The organism is Faecalibacterium prausnitzii, from assembly GCF_003287495.1.
GTDB classification, from domain to species: Bacteria; Bacillota; Clostridia; order Oscillospirales; family Ruminococcaceae; genus Faecalibacterium; species Faecalibacterium prausnitzii_I.
On sequence record NZ_PRLE01000001.1, the window covers coordinates 389,751 to 403,988 of the forward strand.

The window sequence follows — 14,238 nt, forward strand, 5'->3', positions numbered from 1 at the left end:
ATCAAATGAGCACCGCCCGGCCATTGCGGATTTTGGTCTTCATGGCGAAGCGGACGGCGTCGCGGCCGGTCATGGGGTCCACGATGCCGAGGGTGAGCCTCTGGCCGCCGTTTTTCCCGGAGAGGGAGAGCCGCACCCCCTCCAGCGTGACGGAGATCGTCTGCTCCTGCCCGGGCAGAAGCTCCGGCAGGCTCAAACCCAGCGGGAGGGTGTGCAGGGTATTCCCTGCCGCGTCTTCCAGATACAGGTTCGTGCTCCAGTCCCAGTAAAACGGCGCGTTTCCGTCATTCCGGATCGTCAAAGTGACCGTGGTGCCGCCCGGGCCCGGGGTGAGGGTGAGCTGAGTGACCCGGAGGCGGTAGCCCAGGTTTTTGAGCACCGCATTGTATCCGCCGCGGTACGTTTCCTCCGCCACCTTGGGACCGAGGAAGCTCATGTGGGACTGCTGCACCAGCTCCACGGTCTGGGAGAGCTGGCTGCGGAGCATCGTCTTCATGGGGATGGAGCTGGTGAACTCGCCGCCCACGGGGGCGCTTTGCCAGAACGCGGGCATGGGGGCCAGGGCGTTGGGCTCCTCGCCGTACCAGCCGCCGTTCTGCAGCCAGCCCAGCCACTCGGCGGTGTCTTCCCCGTGGCCGGTCATATCGTTGTAAACGCCCAGGCCGTGGGCCGCCGTGATGTTGAATGGCCGCCGCATGAGCAGCTTTGCCGTGGGGAACGCGGCCTCATAGTCCGCGACGTATTCGTCCCGGATGGCCTCGCCGGGCATGGGGACCAGCCCCTCCCCGGTCTTGATGTGCCACTCGCCCCAGTGGCCCAGGCTCCCCAGCTCCACATAGGTGACAAAGCCGTCGGTGCCAAAGTGCTCGCCCAGGGCGGCAAGCACCCGGCGGTGGGCGGCCCGGAACGCGGCATTGCTGTAATCCGGGGAGTATCCCTTGCCGTAATCGGTGCTGTACCAGCTGCCATCGCCGGTCTGGGCGTAGAGCCAGTCCGGGATGTCCATGTGGCTCTCCTGCCCCGGCACATCGCAGACGAAGCGGACCACCAGATGGATGCCCCGGGCCCGCAGGTCACGGAAGCCGTATTGGGCGTCCAGAGCATCCCAGGCGTAAACGCCCTCCTGGGGCTCCACCTCCCGCCAGCGCAGCTCCACATACCGCAGGAGGGAATCCTGGGCATAGGCGCTGTCGGTCATGGGGGCATAGCCGATCTGCGCGTTGGGGAACGCGCTTTCATCCGGCGTGTAAATCCTGGTCTGTGTCGCGGCGTTTTTCAGCATGGAGCCTCCCATTCCCAGCAGGAAGAGCCCTGCGGCCAGCAGGCTGGCCAATTCAGCCATGATACTCCCCGTTGTACTGGATGAGTGTGACATCCTGCACTCCTTCCACCGCCCGGACGCGGTCTGCAAACTCCACGTTGGGGTCATTGCAGAAGACCTCTACGGCCATCTCGGTGTTCTCGCCCCGCATGGTCTTGGATTTGACGACGAACTTGATGCGGCCCAGCGCCCGGACGATGTTGTCCCCGGCCTCCGTGCCCGCATAGTGGATCACGGCGATGTACACCCGGCCTTTGGCCTGCCAGTGGGAGAAGAGGTAGATCATGCCGATCATGACAACCGCCGTGACCAGCCCCAGCGCGTACATGCCCGCGCCTGCCGTGATGCCCGTGGTGATGGACCAGAACAGGTAGAGCAGGTCCAGCGGGTCCTTGACGGCAGTGCGGAAGCGGACGATGGACAACGCACCCACCATACCAAGGGAGATGACCACGTTGGTGCTGATGGCCAGCGTGACCATGCAGGTAAGCACGCACATGCCCACCAGCGTGACTGCAAAGCTGCGGGAGTAGACCACACCCGTGTAGAACTTGCGGTAGACCAGATAGATGAGGATGCCCAGCGCCAGCGCCGCCAGCAGCGCCACGGCCAGCTTGGGCGCGTCGTACTGGGTAAAGGCGTTCAGGACGGATTTCTTGATAAAGTCTTTTGTGCTCATAAAGCGATTTAATTCCTTTCCCTCAGGGTTCGTTCCAGTAGGTAAAGCCATGCTGGTAGGCGGTTTTATCGCAGCACAGCACATATTTGGAGACGGCGGTCAGTTCCTGCGCCCGGGGCGGGAGGAGATCCCGCACGATCTGGGGCAGAAACTCGGTGAACTTGACTTCCAGCACCAGCTTGCCCGGCTCCAGCACCGGCAGGGTGGGCAGCGTGGGGTCAAAGATGTCCCAGCTGCCCACGGCGGCCCGGACGCCCATGTCGAACGTGACCCGCACGGTGCCGGCATCTAAAATCCAGGGTTCCCGGTCGTAATCCACGATGACCCGGGGCCGGAGGACATTGCTGACACACTCGGTATAGAACTCCTGACACAGGCGGTGGGGGCTGTGGAGCAAAAAGTCATAGTCCCCGGCCAGGATCCGCTCAAACTCCGCCCGGGTCAGGGGGGCGGCTTCTTTGTAGATCCAGCTGCCGAACTTTTTCTTCCGCTCCAGCTTGATGCTCCTGTCGCTGCAATTGTAGACGCGGACGCGGTACTTCTTGCGCAGGAGGACGCCCGCGTCTTTCTCCGCGTAGGCGGTGTTCCAGTAATCGTCAAAGTAGAGGCTGCGGATGAAGTACCCGCCCTGCTTCGCGTGAGGGTCCAGGTGGAGCACCGGGGCCATCCGCACGGCCAGCTCGGCCTTGTCGGCGTAGGAGATGAGGTACTTCAGCTCGTGGCGGTAAGCCTCGGCATGGCTGCGGGGCGGCGGGGCCAGCAGCTCTTTGCCCCACTCCATGCCCCGCTGCCAGAGTGCGGCATCATTCTTCATAGGTATCCTCCACCACGGTACCGTCCGGCTGGATGTAGAAGCACTTGACGCCATACACCTTGCCGCTGTCGATGACATAATAATCAAAGGCGTCCTGGGTGTAGCCGGAGGCGTTGGTGGCCCGCACCCGGATGAAATACTGGCCCGCGGCGGGGGCGGCCGTCTGGGTCATGGGCAGGACGACGTGTTCTTCCCGGTAGACCATCTGCCGGAACTGATAATCCCGGGCCAGCTCCACGGTGTAGGAGATGTCCTCGGCATTGAAATCATAAGAGGTGTCCCAGCTGAGCTGCAGCACTCCATTCTGAAGAGAAGGCGTGCCGATATAGAACGGCATGGGATTGTGGTAGCTCTCCCAGTAATAATCGTAGTCTTCGTCGATCTCGGGCCAGATGCTTTCCAGCACCTCCTCATATTGCTCATGGGTGATGGGAACATGGAGCCGATCCGGCATCCGCCAGACATATTCCTCGGTAACGCTGCGGTAGTGCGCCAGCATGGACTCAATGCGATCCTGGTTCATGTAGGCATAGAGCTCGTTCATGGCGGTGTCCAGCAGCTGGCGGAAGCTCTCGGTCTGGAGGCAGCGGCGGAACAGCACATTGCCCCAGTAGTTGCTCACGCCCCGCTCCCAGCTCTCGGAATCCGAGAACTGGATGATCTCCCGCTCCTTGCGGCGGAGCATACCGTCGTTGTCCCAGTCCAGCAGATACCAGCAGTCGGAGTTCTGGGGACTGTAGAGGTAAACATTCCGGCTCTGGGTATCGGTGTTGCCCGTCAACAGTTGGAACGCCAGCCAGTAGGCAATATTCTCGGGGTCAAAATACCGGGCAAACACTTCCTCATCCATGGAGGAAGATTCATCGTTGAGGACGTCCAGCATCTCAATGAGCTTGGAATGGTCGCTGTTGCCCTTGATCTCCATGAGCTGCTCAAAGGCCGTCTGGTCATAGGCAGGGTCCGTCGTGAGGCGGATAATATCTTCATTCCGGTAGAACTCAAAGGAGTTGATCTTGTACAGCTGGCCCGTGGAGTCCAGCCCGTGGGCTTTCAGGGCCGTTTTATTCAGCTGTTCCACCTGCGTGTAGAGGCCATAATCTTCAAAAACACCGCTGGAGCTGTCGGTCAGATCTTTCACATAAAGATGGACAAATTGGGTCCGCAGGCCCATCATCTGGTCGATGCCCTTGATGAGGTCGTAGGCCATTTTGTTGCGGAACCGCAGGCCCTCGCCCATGTGCTTGTTGAGGGCGATGGTGCGCTGGCCCCGCCAGCTTCCCTTGTTCTTTTTGAGCTCGATCTTATAGTTTTTCTGGGCGTTCCGGCTGGAGGTCTGGCCGCGGATCTGCACCGTGGCGTTGGGGGCCTCCACCCCATAGCCCAGCTCCCCGGGCAGGGGGCCGTTCTCGTCGCCCACCTGCAAAAGGGCGTTGACCTGATAGCGGGGCACGCCCATGGCCGCGTAATCGTAGGCGGAGTAGTGGTTGATCTGGGCCCAGCTGTGGTTGGTGTTCTCGCTGTCGTTGCCCCGGCTCACGGTGAGGTACATGGTCACCACGCCGCTGTCGTCGTAAACGGTGTAGAGCTCCGGGTTGTCCCGCAGGTGGACGCTGTTGAGCTCGGTCCGCGGTGCCTTTTCCTCAGCACCGGTGCTGGCACTGGCAGAGGCCGCCTCGGAGCGGGCGGCGCTTTCCGCACTGCCGGCATCGGGCAGCACGGCGCAGCCCGCACAGAGCCCGGCCAGCGCCACACCCAGCCCCAGCACTTTGCGCCGGGGGATCAAAGCATTTTTATTCATCTTCCCTCTCCTCTCCGGCGGCGTGTTTTGCACGCACTGCCGATCTGGTTTCCAGAAACAGGCCCAGCCGGGTGAACCGCCCGGCCCTGGTCTCGGCCACGATGGGCTGCTGGCCCAGGACCCGATACGGCAGGTTGGCCGTAAAGGCGTCCAGCCGGAGCAGCGTGACCAGATAGAACAGCGCGGCCCCGATGAGGAAGCCGAAGCCGTAGAACGCGGTGTTGAACGCCATGGACAGGGCCGTGAATCCGCTGGCGGACACCGCAAACACGGCGGCAGCCGTGACCGCGCCGCGGTAGTCCGTGAAGTAGAGCAAAATCATCAGAATGGTGTTGCCCACGGCGTAGAGGCCGTACCCCACGCAGAGGGTGCGGAAATAGCCGTGCATCAGGTTGTTGAAGCCCAGGGGCAGCAGGTCCAGCAGCGTCCCCTCCAGCGAGAGGACCGCCGCCGTGACAAAGAGCTGCTTGAGGGCCGTGAACCGGAGCTCCCGGTTGAGGACGGCCAGCATCTCCTCCTCGGCGGTGACGATGTCGCCCACAACGCCGCCATCGTTGAAGAGGCTGTAGTAATCCCGGTACTTGGGGTAGAAGTTGACCTCCACCGACACCACAAAGTTGATGCTGGTGATGAGGATGGTCAAAAAGGCGATGAGGGCCGGGACATCGTAATAGGGTGCCCCGTAGAACAGGCCCTTGACCTGCACGCCCACCGGCCCCACCCAGCAGATGACGAGGTGGGCAAACAGGCCAATGTTGGTGCACAGGCCGGTGAACGCCAGAGGCAGGAATTCATCCACCCATTTCAGAAACGTCCAAGGGCTTTCATCGCTCTGGTGGAAATAGCGGTAGAGCAGCACCACGTCCCAGACCATCATCAGACCGTAGCCCATGGCCACGGCAAAGAGCATCCCCTCCGGCACCGGGAAGCCCAGCAGGACCACCAGTACCAGCCCCAGCCCGAACGCCAGCCCGATGGCCGCTAAAAACGAGCAGAGGATGCCCCGGTAATCCTTGATGGCCGTGAGGTAGCTCATGCCGTTCCAGTTCACGATCATCTCCGCGAAGAGCCACAGGCAGAGCAGCCCCTGCAGCAGAGTGGCCCCGGAGACAAGGAGGAACAGCCCGTACAGGCTGCACCCCAGCACCAGCATCAGGCTGGAAGAGCCCCAGAACGAGGGCAGGATGGTCTGCTCCTGTTCCTCATACAGCATATCTGCCAGATACCGTGTCACCGGCATGGAGAAAAAGCTGGTGACGGTGAGGGAGAACAGCAGCGTATAGGTGATCATGCAGACCAGCAGGTCCTGCTGGGCTCGCTCGGCCCCCACCCAGCCACAGAGCAGCAGAATGCCCATCTGGAGCGCCACGCCCAGCAGCATGGGCCCGGTGCAGATGATGCCCGCGTACCCGTAGGCCCGCAGGGAGGCAAACAGGCCTTTGCGGCGGAACAGCTTTTTCAGTTCAAATCCAATTCCTGCCATGTGTTACTCCAAGTGATATTCTTTTGCGGTTTCGTCGTACATTTTCTGGTAGTTGGCCAGCATCTGCTCGTGGTGGAAGTAGGCGTCCACTCGTCTCTGTCCAATGCGGCCCATCTCCTCCCGGCGGGCACGGCTGGCGCACATCTTTTCCATGGCGTCGGCCAGGCCCTGGCGGTACATGGGCGGCACGCAGTAGCCCGCAATGCCAAAGGTGTCCCCGGGAGCGCCCTCCAGCAGCTCCCGGCAGCAGCCCACCTCGGTGGTCACGCAGGGGCGGCGGGCCGCCATGGATTCCAACACCGAGAGTGGCTGCCCCTCCGAGATGCTGGTGAGGATGGTGAAATCCAGTTTCTGCATATACTGCACCACGTCCACACGGCCGGTGAAGAGCAGATTTTTGATCTGCAATTGCTCCACCAGCGCATAGCACTCGTTGGCGTAACCCTCATCGTCCACGCCGCCCATGATGTGGAGACGGACGTTGGGTACCCGGGAGGCCAGCTCAAAGAAGGCGTAGATCATGGTCTTGACGTCCTTGATGGGGGCCAGACGCACCACCGCGCCGATGTCCACCCAGCCGTCCTCTTCTTTCAGCGGGATATCGCAGAACCGCTGGTACTGGACGCCGTTGGGGATGACGATGCACTTGGCCCCGTCGCAGCCCATCTCGATCTGGGTGCGGCGGGCGTTGTAGAACAGGCTGCTGACCCGGAACGCCCGCCGGTAAATTTCTTCCGATAACATATAGAAGAACCGGATCCAGCGGCTCTTGAACGAGGGCACCACCCACTCGGCCCGGATGATCTCCTCCTCCCGCTCCCGGGTGTAGATGCCGTGCTCGGTGAGGAGGACGGGGGCGTGGTTCAGGCTGCCGCCCAGGCAGGCCAGCAGGCCGCCGTAGCCCGTGGAGATGGCGTGGTAGACATCCGCTTTGGGCACCCGGCCCGTGAGCAGATAGAGCACCGGCAGCAGCATGGAGCGCATGGTGTGGAACGCGTCGGCATAGGCCACATAGGGGTACTCCTTGAGGCAGATATCGGTGAACAGCTCCATGAAATCCCTACTCTGCAAAAAGGAGAGCGGGTGGACGCCTTTTTGCTGAAACAGTCGGAACAGCACGTCCCAGTCCGGGTGGCCCAGCCGCACCAGCTCCCGCAGGGCGGCGCGCTCGGCCTCATGAAAGAGGACCGGCTGCTGCTCGCCGTGGAGGCGGAGGGCGTCGTCCAGAAAGACTTCCTCCACCTCTTTCACGTTGGGAGGCAGCTCATACACGAACTTGCCCCGGTCTTCAGCTTTGGCCCCGATGACCCAGAGGGAGAACTCCTGCCGGGGCATGGCCTGGATATAAGCGTGCATCCAGGTGGACACGCCGCCGTGGACATAGGGGTAGGAGCCCTCCAGCACCAGACAAATGCGCATGGTCTCACGCCCCTTTCTTTTCAATGTGGATGGTGTCGGCGTTGGCTTTGAGCAGGTAGAGGTTCCCCGTCAGGTTGGTGAGCTCGCCGCCCGTCACCCGGCCGGGGGTGCCTTCATTGGCCCGGAAGAACAGCCACCCCTCGTCCACAAAATTGCCGAGGGTAAGCGTCCACTCCGTGGGGGTGCTCTCGGTGGTGACGGTGAGCTGGCTGTACCGCTGGACCGCACCGGCACACTCGGTGCCGGTCTGCTTGCGCAGGTCGGGGGCAGCGGCGGAGAGCCATTTGAGGTAATCCTCAAAGCCACCCTTGTACACCTCCCAGCCCTCTTCCGCGCCGCGGTCCACATCCAGCAGGTCGTCCGGGTGCATGAAGTGGGTGCTGACGTAGTGCATGTTCAGCTCGTTCATGGCAGCCAGCCGCATGTAGGTATCCCCCACCATGCCGCCAGAGACGATGCGGGGCTGTTCCACCATGCCGTCGCTGGCCACACCGAACTCCTGCACATAGGGCAGGTCCGTGCCATCCTCAAAATAGGTGCTGGCAATGGTACGGATCTGCGGCACGTTGCTGCCCAGCACCTGCCGCCCGGCAACGGAGAGAATGTTGGAGGGCGGCACATAAACGCTGCCATTCGTATGGGGCAGCACGGTCTTCTGGAACGCGATCAGCTCGTCCATGGCGGCCACGATGGCGTCCTCGCCGGGCCACTGGCGGTAGCTGTAGAGGTCTTTATAATCGGTATCGGGCAGCACCAGCGGCTGGTGGTTGTAGCCGTGGTAGCCCACTTCCCCGCCCTGCCGCAGCAGCAGGCTGCCAAAATAGCGGAACTGCTGGGTGTCCGGCTGGCGGGTGGGGGCATCCACCGTGTTATCCTCGTAGTTTTCGATCATGACGCCGGTAAAGCGGATGGAGTATTTCTGGGCCAGCTTCATCAGGTCCGGCCACCAGACTTTGGCGTAAAAATCCGCAATGCTCATGCTGTAATCCCGGCGGATATAGGTGCCATCGCCGCCCGGCACCGGGGAGGGGAAATCGTCCAGGTAGAACACCGCCCCGTTGATGACGGGGTAGGCCGTGGCGTCGCACAGCAGGCTGTAGGAGGCCGCGTACACGCCCCGCAGCACCTTATCATAGATGCCGATGTTATCCACCACCACCCGGCCGGAGCCGCTGGAATGCTCCCACACCAGCGGGACGCCCTTGTCCCCGGTGCGGGCATACACGGTGGTATCCTCCCGGAGGCTGACGCTGAGGGCAGACTGGAACGGGTCACTGAACTCATACCGCTGCCCGCCGCCCAGCATAAAGTCTTCCGATGGGACGATGCTTTCCACCATCTTATACTCCCATGCAGAGGACTGGACCCCCAGCTTTTGTGAAATCGCATCGAAATATGTCGTTTTGTCCGGTGTCATGGCGAAGAGCACACTTCCGCCGTTCTGCACCCAGTTCATCAGGTCGATGAGGCGCTTGCCCAGGGCGTCCAGGTTGCTCATGAGGACCACCACGGTCTGATACTGGCTGAACTCCGGCAGGCTGGTCAGGGCCGTGGTGTGCACGTCTACCGCCTGGGTACCCACTTTCATGTCCAGCAGGATCTGGTCGAACTGCTCCTTGACCTGGTCGGTACCCTCCTGCCCGGAGTCGTAGAGCAGCAGGCAGGTGACGGGTTGGCCGAACATGGCGATGGAGGCGGGCTTGACCTCCGCGCGAGGGAGATAATCAATTTTAAATTGGGTGGAGGCGTACCGGATGCCGCTGCGCTCCGCAAACAGGATGGCCGCCATGGCCAGGAACACGGCCCAGATGAGGAGCAGTTTCCGCCAGCGGAACGCATCCAGCCAGGAATGCAATTTGTGTTTCATCACGCGTTCTTCCCCTGCCAGAACCGCACCGTCTCGCGGCCCTTTGCGCTGAGGTAGACCTCCTTTTCCTCGATGTCATGCAGTGTTTTCTGGATGGCCGCACCATCCCGCAGGGCAGCCGCCATCCGCAGGTGGAGCAGCCAGGGCGTTTCCCGCTGGGGCCAGCGGGCCGTCAGCGCGTCCAGCGTGGCCTCGGCCCGGTCGTACTCGGCAAGGGCCAGCTGGGCTGCTGCCAGCTTGCATTCCAGCGTGTAGCTGCGGCGTCCCAGGGCATCCAGCCGCTTTTTGAGCAGCTGCTCCAGCTGGTGGCGCTGAATCTCCGCCGCCTTTCCCTGCACAAAGCCGCCGTCCAGATAGCTTTCCAGATAATCGCAGTATTCTTCCAGCACCTTGGCGTCGCCGGGGGCGGCGGCATAGCGCTGCTCCTGCTGCTGGAGCTTCAGGTCGGCCTCTTTGGAAATTTGCGCCAGTGCAGTGGAGGCATAGTGTACCACCTCGCTGTCGTCGTCCATCCGGGCCTGCTGCAACAGGTCGTAGTAACCTGCGGGGTCGTCCGTGAGCACCGAGAGGATGAGCTTCCGCTTCTGGGCGGGGCTGTTCACCAGCAGGGCCTCTTCCAGCGGGACGACGGTATCTTTCTCCTCGTTTTCCGCCACGAGGATATTTTTGTAGATTTCTTCGTTGATGCGCAGTTTCTCCAATGTCCGGTCGAGCAGCTGCCCGTCCGTGAGCCGGTGGGAGGTGTGGAGCAGCACCACGCACAAAGGCCCCCACACCGGCACCAGCAGCGCCACCGGGAGGAAATACCCCTCCACTTCCAGCGCCCGGGAGCGGGCCAGCAGCCAGAGGGCCCCGCACAGAGCCAGATGCAGCACCAAAAACAGCAGACCAAACCAGAATCCGCTCCCCATCTCACTACACCTCCTGTTTGGCGGCGCTCACCAGCCGCAGCTGCTCGTCCAGCGGCACGGAGATGACATGCAGACCTTTCTCTCCCATGCGCTTGGTCAGCAGGGGCAGGTTTGCTTCCTCCGCCTGATTCATCAGCAGGTAGATCGCGTTGTCCGAGCCCACGCCGGCCACATCCGTGCTGCGGATGGAGCGCTCCACCCGGGCGTTGAGGTCGGCCTGGTTCTTGAACTCGCCCGTCACCCGCAGCAGCAGGTGGTGGGCCATTTTATCTTCCTGCAAGGTGCAGGCGGATTCCAGCTTCTGCGCAAACACGGCAGGCCGCAGCAAGCAGGTACCGGGCAGATACCAGCTCTCCCGCACGGCGTTCTCGTACTCAAAGGCACGCACCAGCGCTGTTTCCACCAGCCCGCAGAGGATGCGGAAAAGGTTCTGGTAGTAGAGCGTCATCTGCTCCTCGGTGGCCGTCCGCAGACCAATGAGCACCACGAGGGTGCCGTTCTGCCGCACGCCTGCCGCGTACATGGGCAGGCCGGGCCTGAGCTCCCGGTTCACCCACAGACCCTCCTGCTCAATGCCCCGGAGGACATCCAGCCGCTGGGCCACCTCGATGGAATGGGCCGGGGCAGGCTCCAGCCCGGCGCTGGCGGCGGTCAGGCGGGCAAAGGTGTGGTTTTGTTCCAGCCGGTAGATGGTCAGGCTGTGGTTTTCCAGCACGTCCTCCATCACCTGGACGGTCTTGCGGTAAATTTCCTGCGGCTGCAGCATATCCAGCTGCTGGGTCACGGTATAAATTTTGCCAAAACTGTCCCGGCGGCCTAAGATCTGGCGGCGGAACATCTGTTTGTCTTCCAAAGTATCCTGATACAGCCGCTGGGTGAACCGGAGCCGGTCGCGCAGGAGGTCGTTTTCCTCCCGCACAAAGCGGGCGGCCTCGGTGTTGCGCAGCTGCACATAGCCGCAGGAGGCGCCCACCACAAAGTAGACGATGAACGCCAGCCAGTTGGAGGGCTCATAGAACAGCAGCATCAGGGTTGTCCCCTGCCGCAGATACCCTGCCGCCAGCGAGACGGAGGCCAGCACGGCAGCCAGCACACCCGCGTTGAGGCCGTACACCGTGCCGATGAGCATGACGAACATCAGCCGGAAATCGATCATCTGGAACTGGGCGTCGGTGCCGGTGGCCCGTACCAGCACTTCCGAGAGAAGCCATGCGGCTAATATCTCCACGATGCGGAGCAGCCGGGTGCTCTGGCGGAGTTTGTCCATGGCGCGGTGGACGACGCTCTTTTTTTCGGTCTGGCGGGCCTGCCAGAGCTTGTAGATGGCGGGCAGGTCGTCCAGCAGACTGTACCGCTGGAACCAGCCGTACCGGCGGCGGACCGTGCGGTCGTCGGTGGGGTACGTCTGGAGGGTGTCGGCGCCGTAGCTCACTTCCAGCCCGGGCTGCAGCTTTTGCAGCACCTCGCCCACCTGCCGCTGGGTGGCGTCGAACACCTGCGGCAGCAGGAACCGCTCCGGCTCCGGCGTCCAGGTATCAAACACCCGGGCGGTCAGGTCGGCCAGTTCCTCCATGCAGAGGGCAAGCAGGGGCTGGGCCGCCTGCTCATCCATCTGCACCGTGCCGGTGGGCATCTGCTCAAACAGGCGGGCAAACTGCTCCGTGCCGCTCTCTGAGACGGCGTAGAGATAAGGCAGCCGGAACACCTTGACCTGAATTTTGCTGGTCTTGGCATAATGGAAGCAGAGCTCCTCCGCCGCGTTTGCCAGCAGCGATTTGCCGGAGGGGGGCGTCAGAGCGGCCATCGGGCCCGAAAAGTACAGCAGCTGCACTTCCCGCTCACGGCAGGCCTGCAGCACCCAGCGCAGCCGGTCCAGCTCGCCCTCCTGCTCGCCGTGGGGCAGCAGGTACTCTGAAAAATAGACGATGCGGTCAAACTGGTAGGTCTCGTTGATCTGGGCCAGCAGCTGCTTGCCGTCCAGGGTGACGGTCTTCACCCGGGTGTCCAGCAGTGCTTCGCTCTTGGTGTGGGTGGTCAGCACATGGTCGTCAGGGAACGCCGTCTCGATCCACTCCTGGGTCAGAAACGCCGTATAGCCTGTCAATAATATCTCCATCTTCTCTTCTCCTCGTCCGCTGTGTGGAGAGCGGGCTGTTCAAAGACAAAAGTTTGTTTCTTGCAAAAAAACTTACTGGAAGAATTTTACCACTGCGGCAGTGGGATTTCAACTGCCAAGCCCGGGCAGCCGGGCAGATTTTCCCCGTTGGCCGCCAAATGAAAAAATCCCCCTGAGCAAATGCTCAGAGGGATTTCTCATTTGGTGGAGGCGATGGGAGTCGAACCCATGTCCGAAAAGAGCTCAGCGCAGGTGTCTCCGGGTGCAGGCGATCTACAACATTCCCGCCGCGTCACGCCGATCGTCAGGCTAACGCTTTGGTAGCTTCATGAGTTCCTGCCGGTCCGCAAAGCTTAAGTCCGTTCAGGTGCTGTGTCTAAAGGACGCCCCGGCCCCACACGACACAAGAGTGGGCGGAACGCGCAGCACTCAGGCTGCGAGCAACTGATAATTATTGTTGTCAGTTAATTTTTTGGAGGAGTTATAGAGCAGTTCCCCCGCTGCTACCCGCTGCCCAGGCCTCCCTCCCCCCGTCGAAACCTTTACGCCCCCATAAAAGCACACCTTGCGGCGTGCTGGTAAGCGAATGTTCCTGGCAGGAAAAGCTGCCTGAAAAAGTTTAGTAATACTGGCCGTTGGATTTGACCGCCCGGTCAATGGAACGCTTGGCGTCCCGCTGGGCGGCGTCGGCGCGCTTGTCGTAGAGCTTTTTGCCCTTGCACAGGCCCACTTCCATCTTCACGCGGCCATGCTTGAAGTAAAGCGAGAGCGGTACCAGGGTGTACCCCTGCAGCTTGCACTGCTGGTGCAGCCGCCGGATCTCGTTCTTGTGCGCCAGCAGACGCCGCACCCGCAGCGGGTCCTGATTGAAGATGTTGCCGTGGTCGTAGGGAGTGATGTGCATTCCCTTGACCAGCAGCTCGCCGTCTTCGATATCGACCCAGCTGTCTTTCAGGTTGACACCTCCGGCCCGTAAGCTCTTGACCTCAGTGCCCTTGAGCTCCACGCCGGTCTCCAGCGCTTCCATCACAAAATACTCGTGGCGCGCCTCACGGTTGGTGGCAATGGTCTTGGTTGCCGGACGTTCTTTCGTCGGTGCCATGGGTGCGCCTCCTTTCTTCTGGTCTGGCTTCGTTTTTGTAGTATATCATATTCCCACGGTTTTGCAAGGGCGGATTTTGAAGAAAGTGTAACACTTTCCCAAATTTTCCGTGCCTTACAGTTCCCCGCGGCCAGAGAGGGCCCGGTACAGGGTGGTTTCATCGGTGTACTCCAGGCTGGCGCCCACCGGCAGGCCGTAGGCCAGGCGAGTGGTCTTGATGCCCATGGGCTTGATGAGCTTGGCCAGGTACATGGCGGTGGCCTCGCCCTCCACGGTGGGGTTCATGGCCATGATGACCTCTTTCACCGTGCCGTCGCCCAGGCGGGCCAGCAGCTCCTTGACGCTGAGCTGCTCCACGCCGATGCCGTCCATGGGGCTGATGAGGCCGTGCAGGACATGATACAGGCCGTGGTATTCCCGGGTGCGCTCAAAGGCCTGCACGTCCCGGGGGGTCTCCACCACGCAGATGACCGAGCGGTCCCGCTTGGCGCTGGCGCAGATGGGGCAGAGCTCTGCCTCGGTGTAGTTCTGGCAGACGCGGCAGCGGTGGAGCTTGGTGTGGGCGTTCTGGATGGCACCCGCCAGGGCGGCGGCGTCCGCATCCGACATGCTCAGCACCTGATAGGCCATCCGGGTGGCACCCTTGCGGCCAATCCCCGGGAACTTGCTGAACTCTTCGATCAGCTTTTCCAGCGGGGCTGCATTGTAACCCATTGCGTTCCCTCCCG

At 61.9% G+C, this 14,238-nt stretch carries 11 protein-coding genes and 1 other RNA gene; all 12 read right to left on the minus strand.

All coding sequences use genetic code 11. The features are described from left to right. Position 1: 1 nt before the first annotated feature. Positions 2-1,342 (minus strand): DUF4832 domain-containing protein, encoded by a 1,341-nt coding sequence (locus C4N22_RS01845; RefSeq protein WP_181567147.1) that lies wholly within the window; start codon positions 1,340-1,342, stop codon positions 2-4. Beyond that, positions 1,335-2,000: a DUF4956 domain-containing protein gene (locus C4N22_RS01850; RefSeq protein WP_022257756.1), complete on the minus strand. Its 666-nt coding sequence runs from the start codon at positions 1,998-2,000 to the stop codon at positions 1,335-1,337. Before C4N22_RS01850 ends, C4N22_RS01845 begins: the two co-directional genes overlap by 8 nt. 22 nt (positions 2,001-2,022) lie before the next feature. Continuing rightward, a complete protein-coding gene (locus C4N22_RS01855; protein WP_112147793.1) occupies positions 2,023-2,814 on the minus strand; it encodes a polyphosphate polymerase domain-containing protein in 792 nt (263 codons plus the stop codon). Then, positions 2,804-4,612 carry a CotH kinase family protein gene (locus C4N22_RS01860; protein ID WP_112147794.1) on the minus strand — a complete coding sequence of 603 codons (1,809 nt, stop codon included), beginning with the start codon at positions 4,610-4,612 and terminating at the stop codon, positions 2,804-2,806. The genes C4N22_RS01855 and C4N22_RS01860 overlap by 11 nt, the downstream gene beginning before the upstream one ends. Beyond that, a complete protein-coding gene (gene pelG / locus C4N22_RS01865; RefSeq protein ID WP_112147795.1) occupies positions 4,605-6,095 on the minus strand; it encodes an exopolysaccharide Pel transporter PelG in 1,491 nt (496 codons plus the stop codon). The genes C4N22_RS01860 and pelG overlap by 8 nt, the downstream gene beginning before the upstream one ends. 3 nt (positions 6,096-6,098) lie before the next feature. Beyond that, complete coding sequence (pelF, locus tag C4N22_RS01870) at positions 6,099-7,514, minus strand: GT4 family glycosyltransferase PelF (RefSeq protein WP_112147796.1); 1,416 nt, start codon at positions 7,512-7,514, stop codon at positions 6,099-6,101. 4 nt (positions 7,515-7,518) lie between these two features. Continuing rightward, positions 7,519-9,381 (minus strand): DUF2194 domain-containing protein, encoded by a 1,863-nt coding sequence (locus C4N22_RS01875; protein WP_112147797.1) that lies wholly within the window; start codon positions 9,379-9,381, stop codon positions 7,519-7,521. After that, positions 9,381-10,292: a hypothetical protein gene (locus tag C4N22_RS01880; RefSeq protein ID WP_112147798.1), complete on the minus strand. Its 912-nt coding sequence runs from the start codon at positions 10,290-10,292 to the stop codon at positions 9,381-9,383. The genes C4N22_RS01875 and C4N22_RS01880 overlap by 1 nt, the downstream gene beginning before the upstream one ends. Before the next feature lie 4 nt (positions 10,293-10,296). Further along, positions 10,297-12,408, minus strand: a complete 2,112-nt coding sequence (locus C4N22_RS01885; RefSeq protein WP_112147799.1) for a nucleoside-diphosphate sugar epimerase — start codon at positions 12,406-12,408, stop codon at positions 10,297-10,299. 202 nt (positions 12,409-12,610) lie between these two features. Further along, positions 12,611-12,960, minus strand: a transfer-messenger RNA (tmRNA) gene (ssrA, locus tag C4N22_RS01890). 67 nt (positions 12,961-13,027) lie between these two features. Next, complete coding sequence (gene smpB, locus C4N22_RS01895) at positions 13,028-13,510, minus strand: SsrA-binding protein SmpB (RefSeq protein WP_022257764.1); 483 nt, start codon at positions 13,508-13,510, stop codon at positions 13,028-13,030. Between the two features lie 114 nt (positions 13,511-13,624). Beyond that, a complete protein-coding gene (gene recR / locus C4N22_RS01900; RefSeq protein WP_022257765.1) occupies positions 13,625-14,224 on the minus strand; it encodes a recombination mediator RecR in 600 nt (199 codons plus the stop codon). Positions 14,225-14,238: the final 14 nt, after the last annotated feature.

Bases quoted from the DNA above. Each gene is read 5' to 3' on its own strand.
- C4N22_RS01845 (WP_181567147.1), bottom strand. From the start codon at position 1,342: ATGGCTGAATTGGCCAGCCTGCTGGCCGCAGGGCTCTTCCTGCTGGGA.
- C4N22_RS01850 (WP_022257756.1), bottom strand. From the start codon at position 2,000: ATGAGCACAAAAGACTTTATCAAGAAATCCGTCCTGAACGCCTTTACC.
- C4N22_RS01855 (WP_112147793.1), bottom strand. From the start codon at position 2,814: ATGAAGAATGATGCCGCACTCTGGCAGCGGGGCATGGAGTGGGGCAAA.
- C4N22_RS01860 (WP_112147794.1), bottom strand. From the start codon at position 4,612: ATGAATAAAAATGCTTTGATCCCCCGGCGCAAAGTGCTGGGGCTGGGT.
- pelG (WP_112147795.1), bottom strand. From the start codon at position 6,095: ATGGCAGGAATTGGATTTGAACTGAAAAAGCTGTTCCGCCGCAAAGGC.
- pelF (WP_112147796.1), bottom strand. From the start codon at position 7,514: ATGCGCATTTGTCTGGTGCTGGAGGGCTCCTACCCCTATGTCCACGGC.
- C4N22_RS01875 (WP_112147797.1), bottom strand. From the start codon at position 9,381: ATGAAACACAAATTGCATTCCTGGCTGGATGCGTTCCGCTGGCGGAAA.
- C4N22_RS01880 (WP_112147798.1), bottom strand. From the start codon at position 10,292: ATGGGGAGCGGATTCTGGTTTGGTCTGCTGTTTTTGGTGCTGCATCTG.
- C4N22_RS01885 (WP_112147799.1), bottom strand. From the start codon at position 12,408: ATGGAGATATTATTGACAGGCTATACGGCGTTTCTGACCCAGGAGTGG.
- smpB (WP_022257764.1), bottom strand. From the start codon at position 13,510: ATGGCACCGACGAAAGAACGTCCGGCAACCAAGACCATTGCCACCAAC.
- recR (WP_022257765.1), bottom strand. From the start codon at position 14,224: ATGGGTTACAATGCAGCCCCGCTGGAAAAGCTGATCGAAGAGTTCAGC.